Source organism: Yoonia maritima (assembly GCF_003003285.1).
Classification (GTDB): domain Bacteria; phylum Pseudomonadota; class Alphaproteobacteria; order Rhodobacterales; family Rhodobacteraceae; genus Yoonia; species Yoonia maritima.
In genome coordinates, this window is sequence record NZ_PVTP01000008.1 from 132663 (window position 1) to 148932 (window position 16270).

Sequence of the window (16270 nt, forward strand, 5' to 3'; positions counted from 1 at the left end):
GGAGGGATCATCAAATGAAAACCCATGACCAACTTGAAGCAGAGCAGCTTAAGGCGCTGAATGCCTTGCTGCCCGATGATATCTCGCTGGATAGCCTCGCCGCACTGGCAACGTTGCCCGTCATGCGCAAAGGCGCGTTGCTGCAAGCCCAAGCGGACAACCCGCCCTTTGGCGCGGTCGCCGCAAAAAATGTCGCGACGATCTTTCAGTCACCCGGTCCCATCTATGAACCCGGTGGTACAGGCCCCGATTGGTGGCGCTTTGGTCGTTTTTTAACCGCGATGGGGTTTGTTCCCGGTGATATCGCGCAGAACACATTTGCATATCATTTCACCCCAGCAGGGGCGATGTTCGAAAGCGGCGCGCGTGCCATTGGCGTAACTGTCTTTCCTGCCGGCCCCGGTAACACCCGCCAACAAGCCGAAGTCGCCGCCACGATTGGCACAACCGCCTATGTCGGCACGCCTGATTATCTGGGCGCGATCTTGGCGAAAGGTGATGAACTTGGTCTGGATCTAAGCCGGATCAAACGCGCGGCCGTGACGGCTGGCCCGTTGTTTCCAAAGCTACGGCAAGCCTATGAGGACCGCGGGATTCTGTGTCGCCAATGTTATGGCACCGCCGATGTCGGCCTGATTGCCTATGAAACGACGGATAGCATTGATGGTATGGTCATTGACGATGACGTGATCGTCGAAATCGTCACGCCGGGCACAGGCACACCTGTCGCGCCCGGCGAAATTGGCGAAGTCGTTGTGACCGTCTTGAACCCCGATTATCCTTTGCTGCGCTTCTCTGTTGGTGATCTTAGTGCCATTTTACCAGACACATCCGGGCCAAAACGTATTGTCGGTTGGCGTGGTCGTGCAGATCAGGCGGCCAAGGTTAAAGGTATGTTCATCCGTCCAGAGCAAGTGGCAAGCCTGATGACCCGCCACCCGGAAATCCACCGTGCCCGCGTTGAAATCGGTTTTGACGGTGCCAAAGATGTGGTGACGTTGAAGGTTGAAACCGAAGAGTCGGGCACCGACGCAATCGCTGCCTCGGCTGCTGAAATTCTAAAGCTTCGGACGCAAATCGTAGCTGTGGCCAAAGGTGATTTACCGCGCGATGGTGTGCTGGTGGATGACCAAAGACCCGTGGAGAATTAGATGGATGATGTTGTAATTGTAGGTGCCGCCCGCACCCCCATCGGAGGCTTTCAAGGCGGGCTAAGCACGATGACCGCGCCTGAATTGGGCGCGCATGCCATCGGGGCCGCAATTGACGGCGCAAAGATCGACCGCGACCACATCGACGAAGTTTTGATGGGGTGCGTTTTGCCCGCCGGACTAGGGCAAGCACCCGCGCGCCAGGCGTCATTAGGCGCGGGCCTGTCGATCAATGTGCCATGCACCACGGTAAACAAGGTCTGCGGGTCCGGCATGAAAACGGCGATGCTCGCCTACGATCAAATCCGTTGCGGGGCGCTGAATGTGGCTGTCGCCGGCGGCATGGAAAGCATGTCTGGCGCGCCTTATCTGTCAGAAACGACGCGCAGCGGTGCGCGGCTTGGGCATGCATCGCTCAAAGACCATATGTTCCTAGATGGTTTAGAAGACGCCTATAACAAAGGTACTTTGATGGGTGCTTTTGCCGAACTATGCGCAGAGCGCTACCAATTCAGCCGCCAAGAGCAGGATGAATATGCGCTGTCGTCACTGGCCCATGCGGTTGCGGCCCAAAAGGGCGGGCATTTCGCACATGAGATCACCGTGGTCACGCTGAAAACCCGCAAGGGTGATGTAACTGTCGACGCCGACGAACAGCCCGGCAATGCACGCCCCGAAAAAATTCCGCAGCTCAAGCCAGCTTTTAAACCTGACGGGTCGGTTACTGCGGCGAATTCATCCTCTATCTCTGATGGGGCGTCGGCATTGGTTCTGGCGTCCCAATCACGGGCTGACGCACTGGGCCTAACTGCGCGGGCCGTGGTCAAAGGCCACGCAACATTTGCCCATGAACCCGAATGGTTCACGACAGCGCCAGTTCATGCGGCGCAAAAGCTGCTAGATCAGCTGGGGTGGTCTGTTGGGGATGTGGATCTGTGGGAAGTGAACGAAGCCTTTGCCGTCGTTGCAATGGCCTTCATCCGTGATCTTGGATTGTCGCGCGATATTGTTAACGTCAACGGTGGTGCCTGTGCATTGGGCCATCCGATTGGCGCCTCTGGCAGCCGGATTATCGTGACCCTGTTAAACGCGCTGGAAAAACGCGGGCTAAAACGCGGGATTGCCGCTGTTTGTCTGGGCGGTGGCGAAGCGACAGCGATTGCAGTGGAAAGACCTGAGTAAATGAAGATTGAAAATAATATCGCGGCGGTTGTTACTGGGGGCGCGTCCGGGCTGGGAAGCGCGGTTGCCGCTGCGCTTTGTGCCGCTGGGGCCAAGGTCACACTGATCGACCGCGATACTGAAAAAGGGGCCGCACGGGCGGCCGAATTGGGTGCTTTATTTGCCCAAGCGGATGTGACCGATGCGGCCAGCGTTGCCGAAGCACTAAACACTGCGCGCGCGGCGCATGGCCAAGAACGTATCTGCGTGAACTGCGCTGGCATTGCGCCCGCCGCGAAAACGGTTGGCCGCAATGGCGTGCACGATCTGGGGCTTTTCCAAACTGTGATCAACGTCAACCTTGTTGGGTCATTCAATGTCGCGTCGCAATCTGCGGCGGGGATGGTTGCCGCCGGGATTGATGCCGATTGCACCGGGGTGATTATCAACACCGCGTCGATTGCCGCCTTTGAAGGTCAGATCGGGCAGGTGGCCTATGCCGCGTCAAAGGGTGGGATTGTTGGCCTAACACTGCCGATGGCACGCGATCTGGCCCGGGACAAAATCCGGGTCATGGCAATCGCACCCGGCATTTTTGGCACGCCCATGGTGACGTCGATGACCCCAGAGCTGCAGGATGCATTGGCGCAGGGCATCCCGAACCCTGCACGGCTTGGCGACCCCGATGAATTCGCAGCGCTTGCCATGCACATCATTGAAAACGATTTCCTAAACGGTAGCGTGATCCGCCTTGACGGTGCCGCTCGCTTAGCTCCGAGGTGACGCAATGGATTTTGCACTGACACAAGAACAAGAGGCCATCTTTGACATGGCCAAAGCGTTTGGCGAAAGCGAGATCGCACCCAATGCGCAGGCATGGGAAAAGGCAGGCGAGATCCCCAAAGACCTGTGGCCAAAGCTGGCTGAACTAGGGTTTGGCGGGCTGTTCGTTTCTGAGGACGCAGGCGGCGCGGGGCTGTCCCGGCTGGATGGCACCTTGATTTTCGAAGCACTGAGCATGGCTTGCCCATCGGTTTCGGCCTTGCTGTCGATCCACAATATGTGCGCTGCGATGATCGATAAATTTGGGTCGGACGCGTTGAAGGCTCAGATGCTGCCGGACGTCGTGACCATGAACACCTTCCTTGCCTATTGCCTGACGGAACCGGGTTCCGGGTCGGACGCCGCCGCGCTTAAAACCAAAGCCGTGCGCACCGACACCGGTTATGCGTTGACCGGGACAAAGGCATTTATTTCCGCTGGCGGCTATGCCGACGCCTATATCGTCATGTGTCGCACAGGCGTAGATGGCCCCAAAGGCGTGAGCACAGTGATCGTCAAAGACGGCACCGACGGCCTGACCTTTGGCGGGCTAGAGGACAAGATGGGCTGGCGGTCGCAACCAACCCGTCAGGTTCAAATGGACAACTGCGAAATCCCTGCTGGCAACCTTGTCGGGGACGAAGGCAAAGGGTTTTCTTATGCGATGGCCGGGCTGGACGGCGGGCGATTGAATATATCGGCCTGTTCGTTGGGGGCTGCGCAAGCAGCACTTGATAAAACGATTGCCTATATGGGCGAACGCAAGGCCTTTGGGAAAACGATCGACCAATTCCAAGCCCTGCAATTCCGTCTTGCTGATATGGAAATTGAATTGCAGGCCGCGCGGGTGGTTTTGCGACAGGCGGCATGGAAATTGGACACAGGTGCATCGGACGCCACGCACTACTGCGCCATGGCCAAGAAATTCGTCACCGAAGCCGGATCGAAAATTGTGAATGACTGCCTGCAACTACATGGTGGCTATGGCTATCTTGCGGATTACGGGATCGAAAAACTGGTGCGTGACTTACGGGTGCATGAAATCCTAGAAGGCACCAACGAAGTCATGCGTTTGATTGTCAGCCGAGGGCTATTGGCTAAATGAATGATGTATCTTGCCGGATCGACGGCCATGTCGGGCGGATCACGCTGAACCGCCCCGATGTGCTGAATGCGCTAACGCACGAGATGTGCTTGGCAATTGAAGCCGCGCTTGACGAATGGCGCGACAGTGTCCGGCTGGTTATTATCGAAGCCGCTGGTGACAAGGCGTTTTGCGCAGGCGGTGACATCGCGAGCCTTTATGAAAGCGCAAAGCGCGGTGATATCGCCTATGGGCGCAAATTTTGGCAAGACGAATACCGTTTGAATGCCAAGCTTGCCGAACACCCGGTGCCCATTGTCAGTTTTCTGCAGGGGTTCGTGATGGGCGGGGGCGTTGGGCTTGGCTGTCACACGTCACACCGTATCGTCTGCGAAAGCACCAAGATCGCGATGCCTGAATGCGGCATTGGGCTTTTGCCCGATGTTGGTGGGTCTTTGCTATTGGCGAATGCGCCAGGGTTTTTAGGGCGCTACCTTGGGCTAACGGGCGCGCGTATGGGGCCGGGGGACGCGATATTTGCGGGGTTTGCTGATACATTCGCCGACTATGATCAGTGGGATCAGTTGAAATCGGCCCTCGTTCAAACGGGCGACATTGCCGAGATTGCGCATTTTGCCAGCACGGCACCCGCCAGCGCGATGGCTAACGATCTGGCAACCATAGACCGCTATTTCGGGTCAGACACTTTGAATCAGATTGCTGCAAATTTGCAGGATTCAGATACTGAATTTGCACAGCGCGCACTTAAGGGGCTTAAGCGCGGTGCGCCGCTCGCGCTATCTTGCTGTTTGGCGGTTCTAAAAACACTACGCGACACGCACAGCCTGCGCGACGCCTTAGCGCTAGAGTTTCGGTTTACCGCGCGTGCCGTAGCGCAGGGCGATTTTCCCGAAGGCGTGCGCGCCGCGATTATTGATAAGGATAATGCGCCAAACTGGGCACATGCTACGATCTCGGATGTCACACCATCCGAGGTTAACGCGATGCTATCGGACCTTGGCCGTGACGCTTTGGATTTAGAGAGACTTAGGTAACAAAGCAGTTTCTTTGGATATTGACGGTCGATCATCATTTAGTGTTTTTTCATACCGGAAACTCTGATACGAACTTCGCATCAAAAATGCGAGCATGAGTTATATGGCCAACAAGTTCCTTGTCGTTGATCCAATCGATCAGCTTGAGATTATCAAAGCACTTGCGAGTGAGGTTAGGGTGCGCATTTTACGGCTGCTGGAAGCGCGCGGTCCATTGAACGTGAATGAGATTTCTGACGAGCTGAAACTGCCCCAGTCCACCATTTCATCGAACCTGCAAATATTGGAAAAAAGTAGCCTGATCATCACTAAAATTGTGAAGGCCCGTAAGGGTAGTCAAAAGGTTTGTGAATCCGCGTTTTCAGAAGTGTTAATCGCGTTTGCGGATACGCAGTCTGAATTGGATGATGCATTAGAGGTATCAATGCCCATCGGGCTTTACACGCGGTGCGAAGTTTCAGCCCCTTGCGGGTTATGCAGCCCGGATGGTGTGATCGGGTTGCTTGATGTACCTGATACCTTTTTAGATCCGGATCGCATGAAGGCAGGTTTACTATGGTTTACAAGGGGATTTGTTGAATATCAGTTTCCAAATAACCTTAAAATATCGGGCCAGACACCAACGGCTGTGGAATTCGCGATTGAGCTAAGTTCAGAGGTCCCCGGCACCAGCGCTGACTGGCCGTCAGACATTTCGCTGTCCGTAAATGATGTTGATATTGCGACATGGACATCACCGGGTGATTTCGGTGACAAGCGGGGTGTTTACACGCCGGATTGGTGGAAACTTAGCGGTTCCCAATATGGAAAGCTTAAGAATTGGCGGATCACCGAAGACGGCAGTTACGTTGACGGTGTTAAGGTGTCGAATGTCACGCTGGCGGATATTGGGATCGACGAACATCGTTCCATTCGGATGCGTATTGGCGTGCATAATGATGCGGATCACCCCGGTGGGATTAACATTTTTGGTCGTGGATTTGGAAATTATGACCAAGAGATCGTGATGCGGTTACGCACCTAAAGTTAACTGTTGACAGGTGGGCATCGTTTGATGACTATACCCATATATCCGGTACATACCGAAAAGATGGATATATTGGGGGGAGCCGGTCATGAAGGCCAAAGTTACTGCGCACGCGCGCTTTGTTATTTCTGATATTGATAAGCGCCTATACGGTTCGTTTCTCGAACATATGGGGCGTGCTGTTTACACAGGCATATACGAGCCCGATCACGCCACCGCCGATGAATCCGGTATGCGTCGTGATGTGATTGATTTGGTCAAAGAACTGGACACACCGATCTGCCGTTATCCCGGCGGCAACTTTGTTTCTGCGTATAATTGGGAAGACGGGATCGGACCAAAGGACCAGCGCCCAACACGGTTGGATTTGGCTTGGCGGACAAGTGAATCAAACCATGTCGGCATTCATGAATTTGCTGATTGGGCCGAAAAGGCCAATACAGAAATGATGCTTGCCGTTAATTTGGGCTCGCGCGGTTTGGACGAAGCGCGGGCGTTTCTGGAATATGTCAATCATCCCGGCGGCACCTATTGGTCTGATCTGCGTAAACAAAACGGCCAAGCGGAACCTTGGAACGTTAAGACTTGGTGTCTTGGCAATGAAATGGACGGGCCATGGCAGGTTGGACATAAAACGGCCGACCAATACGGACACCTTGCCAACGAAGTCGCAAAAGCGATGCGCGGTTATCAAAAGGATCTTGAGCTGGTTGTGTGCGGGTCATCTGGCCCAGGCATGTCGACCTATCCGCAATGGGAATCAACCGTTCTTGAACACACCTATGAAAACGTCGATCTGATTTCATTGCATATGTACTTTGAGAACTACGAAAAAAACACAGCTGAATATCTCGCGCTTCCTGAAAAACTGGACCGCTACATTGGAACGATTTCGGGTGTGATTGATTTCATCAAATCAAAGAACCGCGCCAAGAATAATGTTAAGATTTCGTTTGATGAATGGAATGTCTGGTATCACAACCGGATCGACGACATGGATAAGCTATCCGATTGGGATTGGCCGTTTGCACCGCATCTGCTGGAAGACGTGTATAACTTTGAAGACGTGCTGCAGGTTGGCTGTATTCTAAACACCTTTATTCGCCGGTCGGATGTTGTGCGGGTGGCGTGTATTGCTCAGCTTGTGAACGTGATTGCGCCCATCATGACGGCGCCCAACGGGGATGCGTGGCGTCAGACAATCTTTTATCCGTTCCAATTTGCGTCGGCCCATGGCCGTGGCACCGCGCTGCGGCTTGATGTTGATTGTGCCAGCTACAAAGCGGACGTAGCCGATAATGTGAGCTATCTTGATATTTCGGGCGTTCACGATGCTGATGCAGGTTTTCTGACGTTCTTTGCGATCAACAGACATGGGCAAGAAGCGTTAGACGTCGATGTCGCGATTGAAGGGTTTGGGGCGGTCAAAGCGGTGGAACACACCCTGATCAAACATGACGATTTACAGGCAACCAATACGCAAGCTGCACCAGACACTGTCGCCCCCAAAAGCGGGGAAGGCGCGCGGCTTGATGATGGGAAACTGACGCTGACCCTACCGCCCTATAGTTATTCGATGTTCCGGGTTCAGCTATGAATTAATTGGGCACGTTTTAGGAATTCATAGGAGGGAATTTCAAAAACGCGCCTTTTACAAGCAACGGTTGAGGAGCCGTTTTTTAGGGAGGAACAGATGAAAAAATTTATCGCAATTGCGGCGGCGGCCATGGTGGGGGCTGCAGCACAAGCACAAGAGACAGTGGTCTGGTGGGATTTTCTGGGCGGCGGTGACGGCGTGCGCATGAAGCAGATGATCGCCGATTTCAACGATGCCCACGCAGGCGAGATTGTGATCGACGGAACCACGCTTGATTGGGGTGTGCCATTTTACACCAAAGTGCAGACTTCTGTTGCCGTAGGCGAAGCACCAGACATCATGACATATCACGCAAGCCGCATCCCGTTGGCTGTGGATCAGGGTCTTTTGCAGGAACTGACCCCCGCTGATTTTGACGCAATGGGGCTAGGCCAAGATGATTTTGCCCCATCTATTTGGGACGCGGTGTCGGCAGATGGTAAGCAATACGGTGTGCCGATCGATACACACCCAATCGTTCTGTATTATAACAAGGATATTCTGGGCGAAGCTGGGTTGCTGACAGATGATGGTCTGCCCGTTGGGCTTGGATCACGCGCGGAATTCACCGCAACGCTTCAGGCGCTAAAAGACAATAGCGATGTGACATTTCCGCTTGGGTCGGTGACCGCGGACGGGAATTTTATGTTTCGAACCATCTATTCGTTGATGGGACAGCAAGACGGTGAATTGATGACCGACGGCGCGTTCCTTGTTGGTGACAATGCGACCAAGCTAGAGAATGCCTTGGCGGTGTTGCAGGAATGGACGAACGAAGGGCTTCAATCGACCTACACGGATTATCCAGCCACTGTTGCGTTGTTCACCAGTGGAGAAGCCGTAATGATGATCAACGGCGTTTGGGAGGTTCCCACAATGGTGGACCTAGAGGCCGAGGGAAATCTTTTTGAGTGGGGTGCGGTTGAGTTGCCTGTGATCTTTGATCATGCATCGACGTATTCTGACAGCCACGTTTTCGCGATACCTGAAGGGAACGATATGTCCCCCGAAAAACGGGCGGCCGTTTTAGAGGTGATGTCGTGGATTTCCAAAAATTCGCTTTTCTGGGCGACGGCAGGGCATATCCCTGCGAACAACAACATCACCGCGATGGACGCATACAAGGCGATGGAACCCAACGCGACCTATTCGTCGCTGACGGCCAACATGATTTATGACCCCAAGACGCCAATGGCTGGTGTTGCGGGTCCGATCTTTGATGTGATGTCGACATATTTTGTTCCTACGCTGAACGGCGAAATGGAACCTTCAGAAGCCGTCGAAGAAATCATTTACGAGCTTAACGACATGTAAACCAGGATATCGGTTTGGGCGGCCAATAGGTGTGCCCAAACTATTCGCCTAGAAGGGGAGGGCAGGGGTGTGCTTCGCAACACAAAAAAAGAATGGCTGATCGCGTACATACTTATTGCGCCCTTTGTCGCGATTTATGCGTTGATTTTTGTCTATCCGACGATCGACATGTTCTTTCTATCGTTTCAGGATGCCCCGTTAGTTGGCGCCGGCGATTTTGTTGGTATCGAAAACTATGAACGCCTGCCGCGCGACCGTAGGTTTGGCACCGCATTCTGGAATACAGCCTATTTCGTCGCTCTGACGGTTATTCCGGGTACGTTCGTGGCGCTTGCGATTTCGATGGCTGTGACACGGCTGTCTGGACGCACGCAGGCGCTTGTTCTGGCGCTGTTTTTCCTACCGTATATTTTGCCTGTATCTGTCGTTTTCCGAATCTGGGATTGGGCGTTGAATTTCCAATTCGGGATCGCGATGCACGTGTTGGATGCTTTTGGAATGGACCGTATTCCCGTTTTCAAGACCACCACTTGGTTTATGCCTGCCGTTGCCTTTGTCACGATTTGGTGGACCTGTGGGTTTTCTGTGCTGCTGTTTTTGGCCGGGCTGCGCGCCATCCCCCAAGAAATTTACGAAGCAGCGGCGTTGGATAATACATCCCGCTGGCGGATGTTTCGCCATGTCACCTGGCCGCTACTATGGCCCATTACGGGGCTTGTTCTAACCATTCAGCTGATATTGCAGCTTAAGATTTTTGATCAGGTTTATCTGTTTAGCCAAGGTGGGCGGCCGAACGATAACCTTGTGATGGTTTACTACATTTTTCAGCGCGCTTTTGTGAATAACCAAGGCGGTCGTGCGGCGGCCATTGCTGTCGTCCTGTTTATCATGGTGATTGTCATTTCGGTCATCAATTTCCAACTGACGCGGCTATCGGAGCGACGCAAATGACGCCCACAACAATCAGACGCATCAACTGGATGGGTGGGGCTTTCACCATTTTGACGGTTCTCATTGCCGTCTTATGGGCGTTTCCGATTTATTGGGGTATTATAAGTTCGCTAAAGCCGGAAAACGAAGTGGTCCGCCCCTATATCGAACTTTGGCCTGATACCCTGACATTCGAACACTATTGGTTTGCACTGACGCAAACACAAATTGGAAAGTGGTATATCAATTCCATTGCGACATCTGTCGGGGTAACGGTCCTGACTGTATCGACTTCGCTATTTGCGGGCTATGCTATTTCGCAATTACGCTTTCCGGGGCGGCGTGTTTTGTGGTGGTTGATCTTGGCCAGCTTTATGGTGCCCACACAGGTCCTTATTATCAATCATTTTGTGCTTATGGCGAACATGAGTCTGTTGAACAGTTGGGCTGGAATTATCCTTCCGCAACTTATCCATCCTGTCATCGTGATCGTTTTCAAACAGTTCTTTGATCAAGTCCCAAAGGATTTTCGTGAGGCAGCAGCAATGGATAACGCCAGCGAATGGGCCGTGCTGTTCAAGATCTACATCCCCATGAATTGGGGGGTGATCACCGCGCTTTCCATCGTGACGTTCATCTGGGCTTGGAATGCGTTTCTTTGGCCATTCCTTGCGGTTACCAAAACAGAAATGATGACAATCACCGTCGGCATTACGCAGGTTTTTGATGCTTTTGGCGTCTATTACGCGCGGCAACTTTCGGCAGCGGTTCTGGCCGGATTTCCTGTTGCTTTGGTCTATTTGGTGTTCCAGCGCCGCGTCACACAGGCAATCACGCTAAGCGCAGGGATCAAGGGATAATGGTCAAATCACGCATGCAACAAGAGGCACATCATGGCTGATATTTCGCTCGACACCGTATCCAAAAGCTTTGGTGGTATCAAAGTTATCGATGGGATTTCACTTGAGATGAAATCGGGTGAATTTGTTGTCTTTCTGGGGCCGTCCGGATCTGGAAAATCCACGCTTTTACGTATGATCGCCGGGCTTGAAACCATTGACGGTGGGGCATTAACGATTGACGGAAAACGATCAGAACACCTTGCGCCCGGCCAGCGCGAGGTCGCAATGGTGTTCCAAAATTACGCGCTATATCCACATATGACGGTGCGTGGAAACATGGCATTTGGGCTAAAAAATATTGGTATGGATAAGTCAGAGATCGACAAGCGCGTCGAAGATGCTGCCCGTATTTTAGAAATGGATGCTTTGCTTGACCGTCGACCAGCACAGCTTTCGGGGGGGCAACGTCAACGTGTGGCCATCGGGCGCGCCATCGTGAAAGAACCTGCCGCATTTTTGTTTGATGAACCGTTGTCGAACCTTGATGCGGCGTTGCGCGTGCGCACCCGTGTTGAACTGGCCGAACTGCATCAACGCATGCAATCCACGATGATCTATGTGACCCATGATCAGACCGAGGCTATGACCCTTGCGGATCGTATTGTGGTTTTGAATAACTGTCGGATTGAACAGGTTGGCACGCCGATGGACGTTTACCTGTACCCCGCGACGCGTTTTGTTGCGGGATTTGTGGGAAGTCCGGGCATGAACTTTCTAAACGCTGAGCTAAAGGGCAGTGGTACGGACCAGTGTGTGACCTTGGGGGACGGGTCCCGAATTGCGCTTGAGATCGACGTTCCTGCAGGGCCTTATGATTTAGGTATTCGCCCCGAAGCGGTCAGGGTAAGCGCCGCACCCGCCGCGACGACAGGCAAGGCAGCCGTTGTTGAACGGTTAGGTGACCGGACGCTTATTCATTTGCATCTTGAAGATGGGACTGAACTTACTGCTTTGGATAGCGGACGTTCAAACGTGGTGTCAGGTGATGCGGTTCATTTGGAATTTGATACCAGCCAATTACATCTTTTCGACGCAGAAGGTATCGCGCATCACGCAAAATAAATGGGGTTTTGCCACAGTGATCCAACAAGAGTGCGCGGTAGATGATTGCGATGAGTTCAGAGGCACGCTTCACAGCCACTGCTTTGACAGCCTCAACATCAGCCGTCAGAACCGTTGGTTGCACGCGTATGTCATGCACATCGGTCACCCCAAGGAAACCCAACCAGTCCTTCAGTACCGGTGTGGAGAAGTCCGAGCCGAAATTTTTACCAACGTCGCTATGCCAGACGCCGCTGGCGTGGACGATCACCGCTTTACGATCCGTCATCAGCCCAGAGTATCCAGCCTCTGGACCAAAGCCGAAACTCCACCCTGGCTGCGTAACTAGATCAATATAGTGCTTCAGCTTGTATGGGACGCCATTATTCCAAATAGGCACGTTGAAGACGTACATGTCTGCGGCTGCAAATCGGTCGAAAACAGCCCGAACTGCGTCCCAAGCAGCCACTTCTTCGTTGGTCTGATCTCGTCCTGCGAAGAGCGCCATTTTAGCACCGGTCGCGATTTCTCCAAACTCTGGCAAGTTAGCAGCGAATAAATCGAGGCGGTCAATTTCGACCTCATGGTGCTCGGCGAGCTTTGTGGTGAAATAGTCAGCAACTTCGAGCGAGTAGCTATTTGCGCCGCGCGGGGAGGCGTTAATATGTAAGAGCTTCATAGTCTTCCTTTCGATGAGTTTTGACTTATTTGGCTGTAATGAACCGGACAAAGTGTGTTTGGGTCATTGGGATCAAGCTGTAGACCATTGCCACCACCATGAGCGGACTCATGAGTGCAGTGCGCTGCCACGTGGCCCACCAGTCGTGAGTGGCTCTATGAGGTATGATAGAAGCGTGATCAGAGGGTAGACGCCAAGTATGACGAGACCTGTAAACCTCAGTGGGGGACGCATTTTTCGTTCACCTTATTATACTATACGAAACGTTTCGTATATATTTGAATAGAACGAACCGTTTCATTAAGTCAACCACTGTGGTAAACACAGCCATGACCAAAGAGCCACGACGTAAATCCATTGGTGCGGCGCGCAATCCGGCCAGCGCTGAAGCCATCCTGAACGCAGCAGAACAGGTTCTCATCGAGAAGGGGTATAAGGGCTTCACGATTGATGAAGTTGCCCGCAGGGCAAAGGCTGGAAAGCCCACAATATACAAGTGGTGGCCCAATAAAGCGGTTCTACTGCTTGATGTCTACATGCGTCAGAAATCAATTATTTTTCAAAACACCGGGAAGTTCGAAGATGATCTTGTCGCATTCATCGACGCTATCTTTACCAACTGGCGAGAGACACCAACCGGTCCAATTTTTCGGTCCATCATTGCTGAAGCCCAGTCCGATGAAGCATCAAGAGAAGCGGTCTCCAAGTTTGCTACGGACAGACAGGCTGAAACTAGTTTTTTAATCTTGCAGGGACTGAAGCGCGGCGATGTCCGTGATTCTGTTGATCCAATAAGAGTAGCGCGATGGATTGGAGCATATCTTTGGTATCAGCTCTTAACGGGTAATCTGGATCATACTACTGCTGATATACGCGATGACGTCGAAATTCTGCTGATGGGTTTAGCGAACGGGACGCAAAGCTAGGACCGCAAATCTGGCCTTAGCACAGTTTGGACCTGTCGTGCTGACGCAAGATCTTCTGGTAATCGTGCGAACAATACTGACTGCCGCGATCCGTATGATGAATGCCCCCCTTGGGTGGTTTCCGTAACGCTATGCCCATCTTCACAAAATTGCGCTTCATACGATTGCTCACGGCCCAGCCGATCACACGCCGAGAATGCAGGTCCAAGATCACAGCGAGGTAAAACCGCGCGTGCTGACACCAACGACATGGCAAGGCCTCGTGGTTGGAAAGCTCCATTTGTGTTTTTCGGTAAACCTAAACCGCAAGTCGAGACCTCAATCTGACGGTTGACTAAGAATCACATCCTTAAAGAAGACACGAGGGCGTCGCGAAATTGTCGGTTGCGATGAACATACAGGACCATGGGGGTGGACTTAATCCGTAAGGTTTCATTCATCCGGGGTGCATGATCGATGTGAAATTAGATCAGTTCCTTGGCACTCTATCAATAATTACAGAATCTTAGCGGAGAATTGGACGTCGTTTTCGCGATCATACACGTCCAGATTCATGATTTAGGTTGTTCATTTTCGTGAAAGAGGACGCATCCTTGATGAAGATGTCGCTACCTCTGGCTTCAAGGTTTTATTGGCTCAAAAGACAGCCCCGAACCGCATGAATTGAGACCTGCCGGAGTTTATTGTGACCCACCTTAGCCACATCGCGCTGCCCCAAGAGGGGAAGTCACAGCAGCCTATTATGACGCTGACTGATACTCATGGCGTCAACCGCCGTGCGCAGATGATGTACGAACGTTTTTATGGACTTCAAGAGGTCATGCAGCATGAACAGTGTTTGGGCGGAATGTTGTCTGCCGCGCTGCGTGATGTGTTGGTTCATCTTGATGATACGCAAATGGGCGCAGGTCATTTGGTATACTGCAAGACGCAGACCCATAATACGCTCAGCACCGATAATTGGTTGCGAGGATTTGCCGATGATCACGGGCTGCACGATTGGGAAGTCTCTGCGCTGTCCATGACAAGCTGCGCGTCGGCGCTGGTTCAGATGCACATGACGCAAACCATGAGCAAACCGGACGAGCCGCTGATCATTCTGACAGGCGAAAAAACGTTCCATCCTTGGGTTAGCCGTCTGCCTGTGGGGCTGTTGGCGGAAATTCCTGCGGCTGCGTTGTTCAACGTGGACCAAAAGAGTTGGAACATCGCCGGCACTGCGATCCGGCATTTGCCTCGCTTTCATGAAAACCCTGATGTGATGTCTGCAGATGATCGCCGCGCTTTGCAGGACGCCTATGCCTCTGGGTTGATCGCATTCATCGCTGACAGCTTGGCGCAATTCGCACCAGAGCTGCGCGACGATATGATCTTTCTACCGCATAACCTGAACCAACCTGTGACCCGCATGATCCTAGATCATTTCGGGTGGAAAGACCGATGCTTTCAAGGCGACATCGCGCGCGCCGGGCACGGGTTCTGTTCCGATATTTTTCTCAACTTGGACGCATTTGATACGAGCGATCACCGTGCCTCTCAAGTTCTTGTTCTTGCAGCAGGCACCGGCGTAACGTTCGCGACATGCCTGCTGGACCGCACACTAAAACATTCAATTTAAAAGGATATTGATGATGGATACGATGATTTCAAAAGCGATCGCTGAAGTATTGAGCGATGTGACAGAACGCCCTGTTGAACAGATTGATCCCGAAGCGCGCTTCGACAAAGATTTCGATCTGGACAGCTATATGTTCGTGCAGTTCCTGCTGAGCCTTGAAGATAAGATCCCAAACCTGCGCTTTGATCCTGAATCAATCGGACAGGCCGGTTTTAACACGATGGGCAGCCTCGTGCAGCACATCGCGGACCGTGTGGAACCAGAATTGGCTGGGGCCAATGCTTGATACTGCGCGTTTTGGTTTGGGGGAGCAGGTTTTTTCCTGCGCCCGCGAAGCCGCCCCGGATGACGCGCTAAGGGTCGCCTGTGAGGCCGTCTCAGGCATCTCGGGGAACCTAGTTTGCGGCCCATTCGTGGTACATCGGCCCGGCGATATATTGGTGAATGCGGCGGCACCCGGCGCATCGGTGGAAATCCTTGAAGATTTGCAGGATGCCGGCCTTGCGCCGTTTGGGCTGACGCTGTCTCGCGTTCATTTCCCGGGCGGGCAAACATTACCGCCGCATGTTGGCACAGGGGCGATTGCGCTTCGGTTGGGTTTGCTTGCGCAGATGTTGGACCGTGCGTTTGTGCATTTGGAAAAGCGCGATAGCTTTGGCCAGAAATTGCTGCATCAGCCGCTTGTCAAAGGACAATTTTCGGCCAGCGGCACTTTGTTGACCCGTATCCGTGCTGAAATGGCTGTTGATGCCGCTGATCCGCTCGACGTGGAAACACTGCACGATGAGATCAGCCGTCACACCATTCAAGTTGGTAAACTCATGGGCGGCCATGGTTTCAGAACCGGCAGCTTGAACGATCTTGAATATTTGTCCGGTCTGTTGTGCGCGTCCATGACGCCACGTCCTGCAGGCGAAGCCTGAG

The 16270-nt window shown here is 52.9% G+C and carries 16 protein-coding genes and 1 pseudogene; 15 read left to right on the forward strand and 2 right to left on the reverse strand.

The window, feature by feature from the left end:
* Nucleotides 1-14: 14 nt before the first annotated feature.
* The 11 genes from CLV80_RS12545 to CLV80_RS12595 all read left to right on the forward strand — a co-directional run bounded on the left by CLV80_RS12545 (nt 15) and on the right by CLV80_RS12595 (nt 12144).
* Nucleotides 15-1151, forward strand: a complete 1137-nt coding sequence (locus CLV80_RS12545; RefSeq protein WP_243394552.1) for a phenylacetate--CoA ligase family protein — start codon at nt 15-17, stop codon at nt 1149-1151.
* Nucleotides 1152-2333, forward strand: coding sequence for a thiolase family protein (locus tag CLV80_RS12550; protein ID WP_106358286.1), 1182 nt, complete (start codon nt 1152-1154; stop codon nt 2331-2333).
* Nucleotides 2334-3095, forward strand: a complete 762-nt coding sequence (locus CLV80_RS12555) for an SDR family NAD(P)-dependent oxidoreductase (protein WP_106358287.1) — start codon at nt 2334-2336, stop codon at nt 3093-3095.
* Between the two features lie 4 nt (nt 3096-3099).
* Nucleotides 3100-4239, forward strand: coding sequence for an acyl-CoA dehydrogenase family protein (locus CLV80_RS12560; protein ID WP_106358288.1), 1140 nt, complete (start codon nt 3100-3102; stop codon nt 4237-4239).
* The gene (locus CLV80_RS12565; RefSeq protein ID WP_106358289.1) at nt 4236-5273 is read left to right on the forward strand and encodes an enoyl-CoA hydratase/isomerase family protein; all 1038 of its coding nucleotides are present in this window, start codon (nt 4236-4238) and stop codon (nt 5271-5273) included. Before CLV80_RS12560 ends, CLV80_RS12565 begins: the two co-directional genes overlap by 4 nt.
* A 103-nt stretch (nt 5274-5376) precedes the next feature.
* On the forward strand, nt 5377-6297 hold the full coding sequence (locus CLV80_RS12570; protein WP_106358290.1) for an ArsR/SmtB family transcription factor: 921 nt from the start codon (nt 5377-5379) through the stop codon (nt 6295-6297).
* 91 nt (nt 6298-6388) lie between these two features.
* Entirely contained in the window at nt 6389-7897 is a 1509-nt protein-coding gene (gene arfA, locus CLV80_RS12575; protein ID WP_106358291.1) for an arabinosylfuranosidase ArfA, read from the forward strand.
* 96 nt (nt 7898-7993) lie between these two features.
* Complete coding sequence (locus tag CLV80_RS12580; RefSeq protein ID WP_106358292.1) at nt 7994-9250, forward strand: extracellular solute-binding protein; 1257 nt, start codon at nt 7994-7996, stop codon at nt 9248-9250.
* Nucleotides 9251-9319: 69 nt separating this feature from the next.
* The gene (locus CLV80_RS12585) at nt 9320-10201 is read left to right on the forward strand and encodes a carbohydrate ABC transporter permease (protein ID WP_106358293.1); all 882 of its coding nucleotides are present in this window, start codon (nt 9320-9322) and stop codon (nt 10199-10201) included.
* Nucleotides 10198-11040: a carbohydrate ABC transporter permease gene (locus CLV80_RS12590; RefSeq protein ID WP_106358294.1), complete on the forward strand. Its 843-nt coding sequence runs from the start codon at nt 10198-10200 to the stop codon at nt 11038-11040. Before CLV80_RS12585 ends, CLV80_RS12590 begins: the two co-directional genes overlap by 4 nt.
* Nucleotides 11041-11073: 33 nt before the next feature.
* Nucleotides 11074-12144, forward strand: a complete 1071-nt coding sequence (locus CLV80_RS12595; RefSeq protein ID WP_106358295.1) for an ABC transporter ATP-binding protein — start codon at nt 11074-11076, stop codon at nt 12142-12144.
* Here the strand turns inward: CLV80_RS12595 and CLV80_RS12600 are convergent.
* Nucleotides 12026-12802, reverse strand: a complete 777-nt coding sequence (locus tag CLV80_RS12600; protein WP_133169776.1) for an FMN-dependent NADH-azoreductase — start codon at nt 12800-12802, stop codon at nt 12026-12028. The two genes, CLV80_RS12595 and CLV80_RS12600, sit on opposite strands and share 119 nt — an antisense overlap.
* A gap of 329 nt (nt 12803-13131) precedes the next feature.
* On the opposite strand from CLV80_RS12600, the gene CLV80_RS12610 reads away from it, so the two are divergent.
* Nucleotides 13132-13728, forward strand: coding sequence for a TetR/AcrR family transcriptional regulator (locus CLV80_RS12610; protein ID WP_106358296.1), 597 nt, complete (start codon nt 13132-13134; stop codon nt 13726-13728).
* Between the two features lie 37 nt (nt 13729-13765).
* Here CLV80_RS12610 and CLV80_RS12615 read toward each other — a convergent pair.
* A pseudogene (locus CLV80_RS12615) lies at nt 13766-13954 on the reverse strand (DDE-type integrase/transposase/recombinase); the annotation flags it as partial.
* A 459-nt stretch (nt 13955-14413) separates the two neighbouring features.
* Between CLV80_RS12615 and CLV80_RS12620 the strand changes: the two are divergent.
* From CLV80_RS12620 to CLV80_RS12630, 3 genes are read left to right on the forward strand one after another with little or no spacing between them, the layout of a single operon-like run.
* Entirely contained in the window at nt 14414-15346 is a 933-nt protein-coding gene (locus CLV80_RS12620; protein WP_243394553.1) for a hypothetical protein, read from the forward strand.
* A gap of 10 nt (nt 15347-15356) precedes the next feature.
* A complete protein-coding gene (locus CLV80_RS12625) occupies nt 15357-15632 on the forward strand; it encodes an acyl carrier protein (protein ID WP_243394555.1) in 276 nt (91 codons plus the stop codon).
* The gene (locus CLV80_RS12630) at nt 15625-16269 is read left to right on the forward strand and encodes a hypothetical protein (RefSeq protein ID WP_106358299.1); all 645 of its coding nucleotides are present in this window, start codon (nt 15625-15627) and stop codon (nt 16267-16269) included. Before CLV80_RS12625 ends, CLV80_RS12630 begins: the two co-directional genes overlap by 8 nt.
* Nucleotide 16270 lies beyond the last annotated feature (1 nt).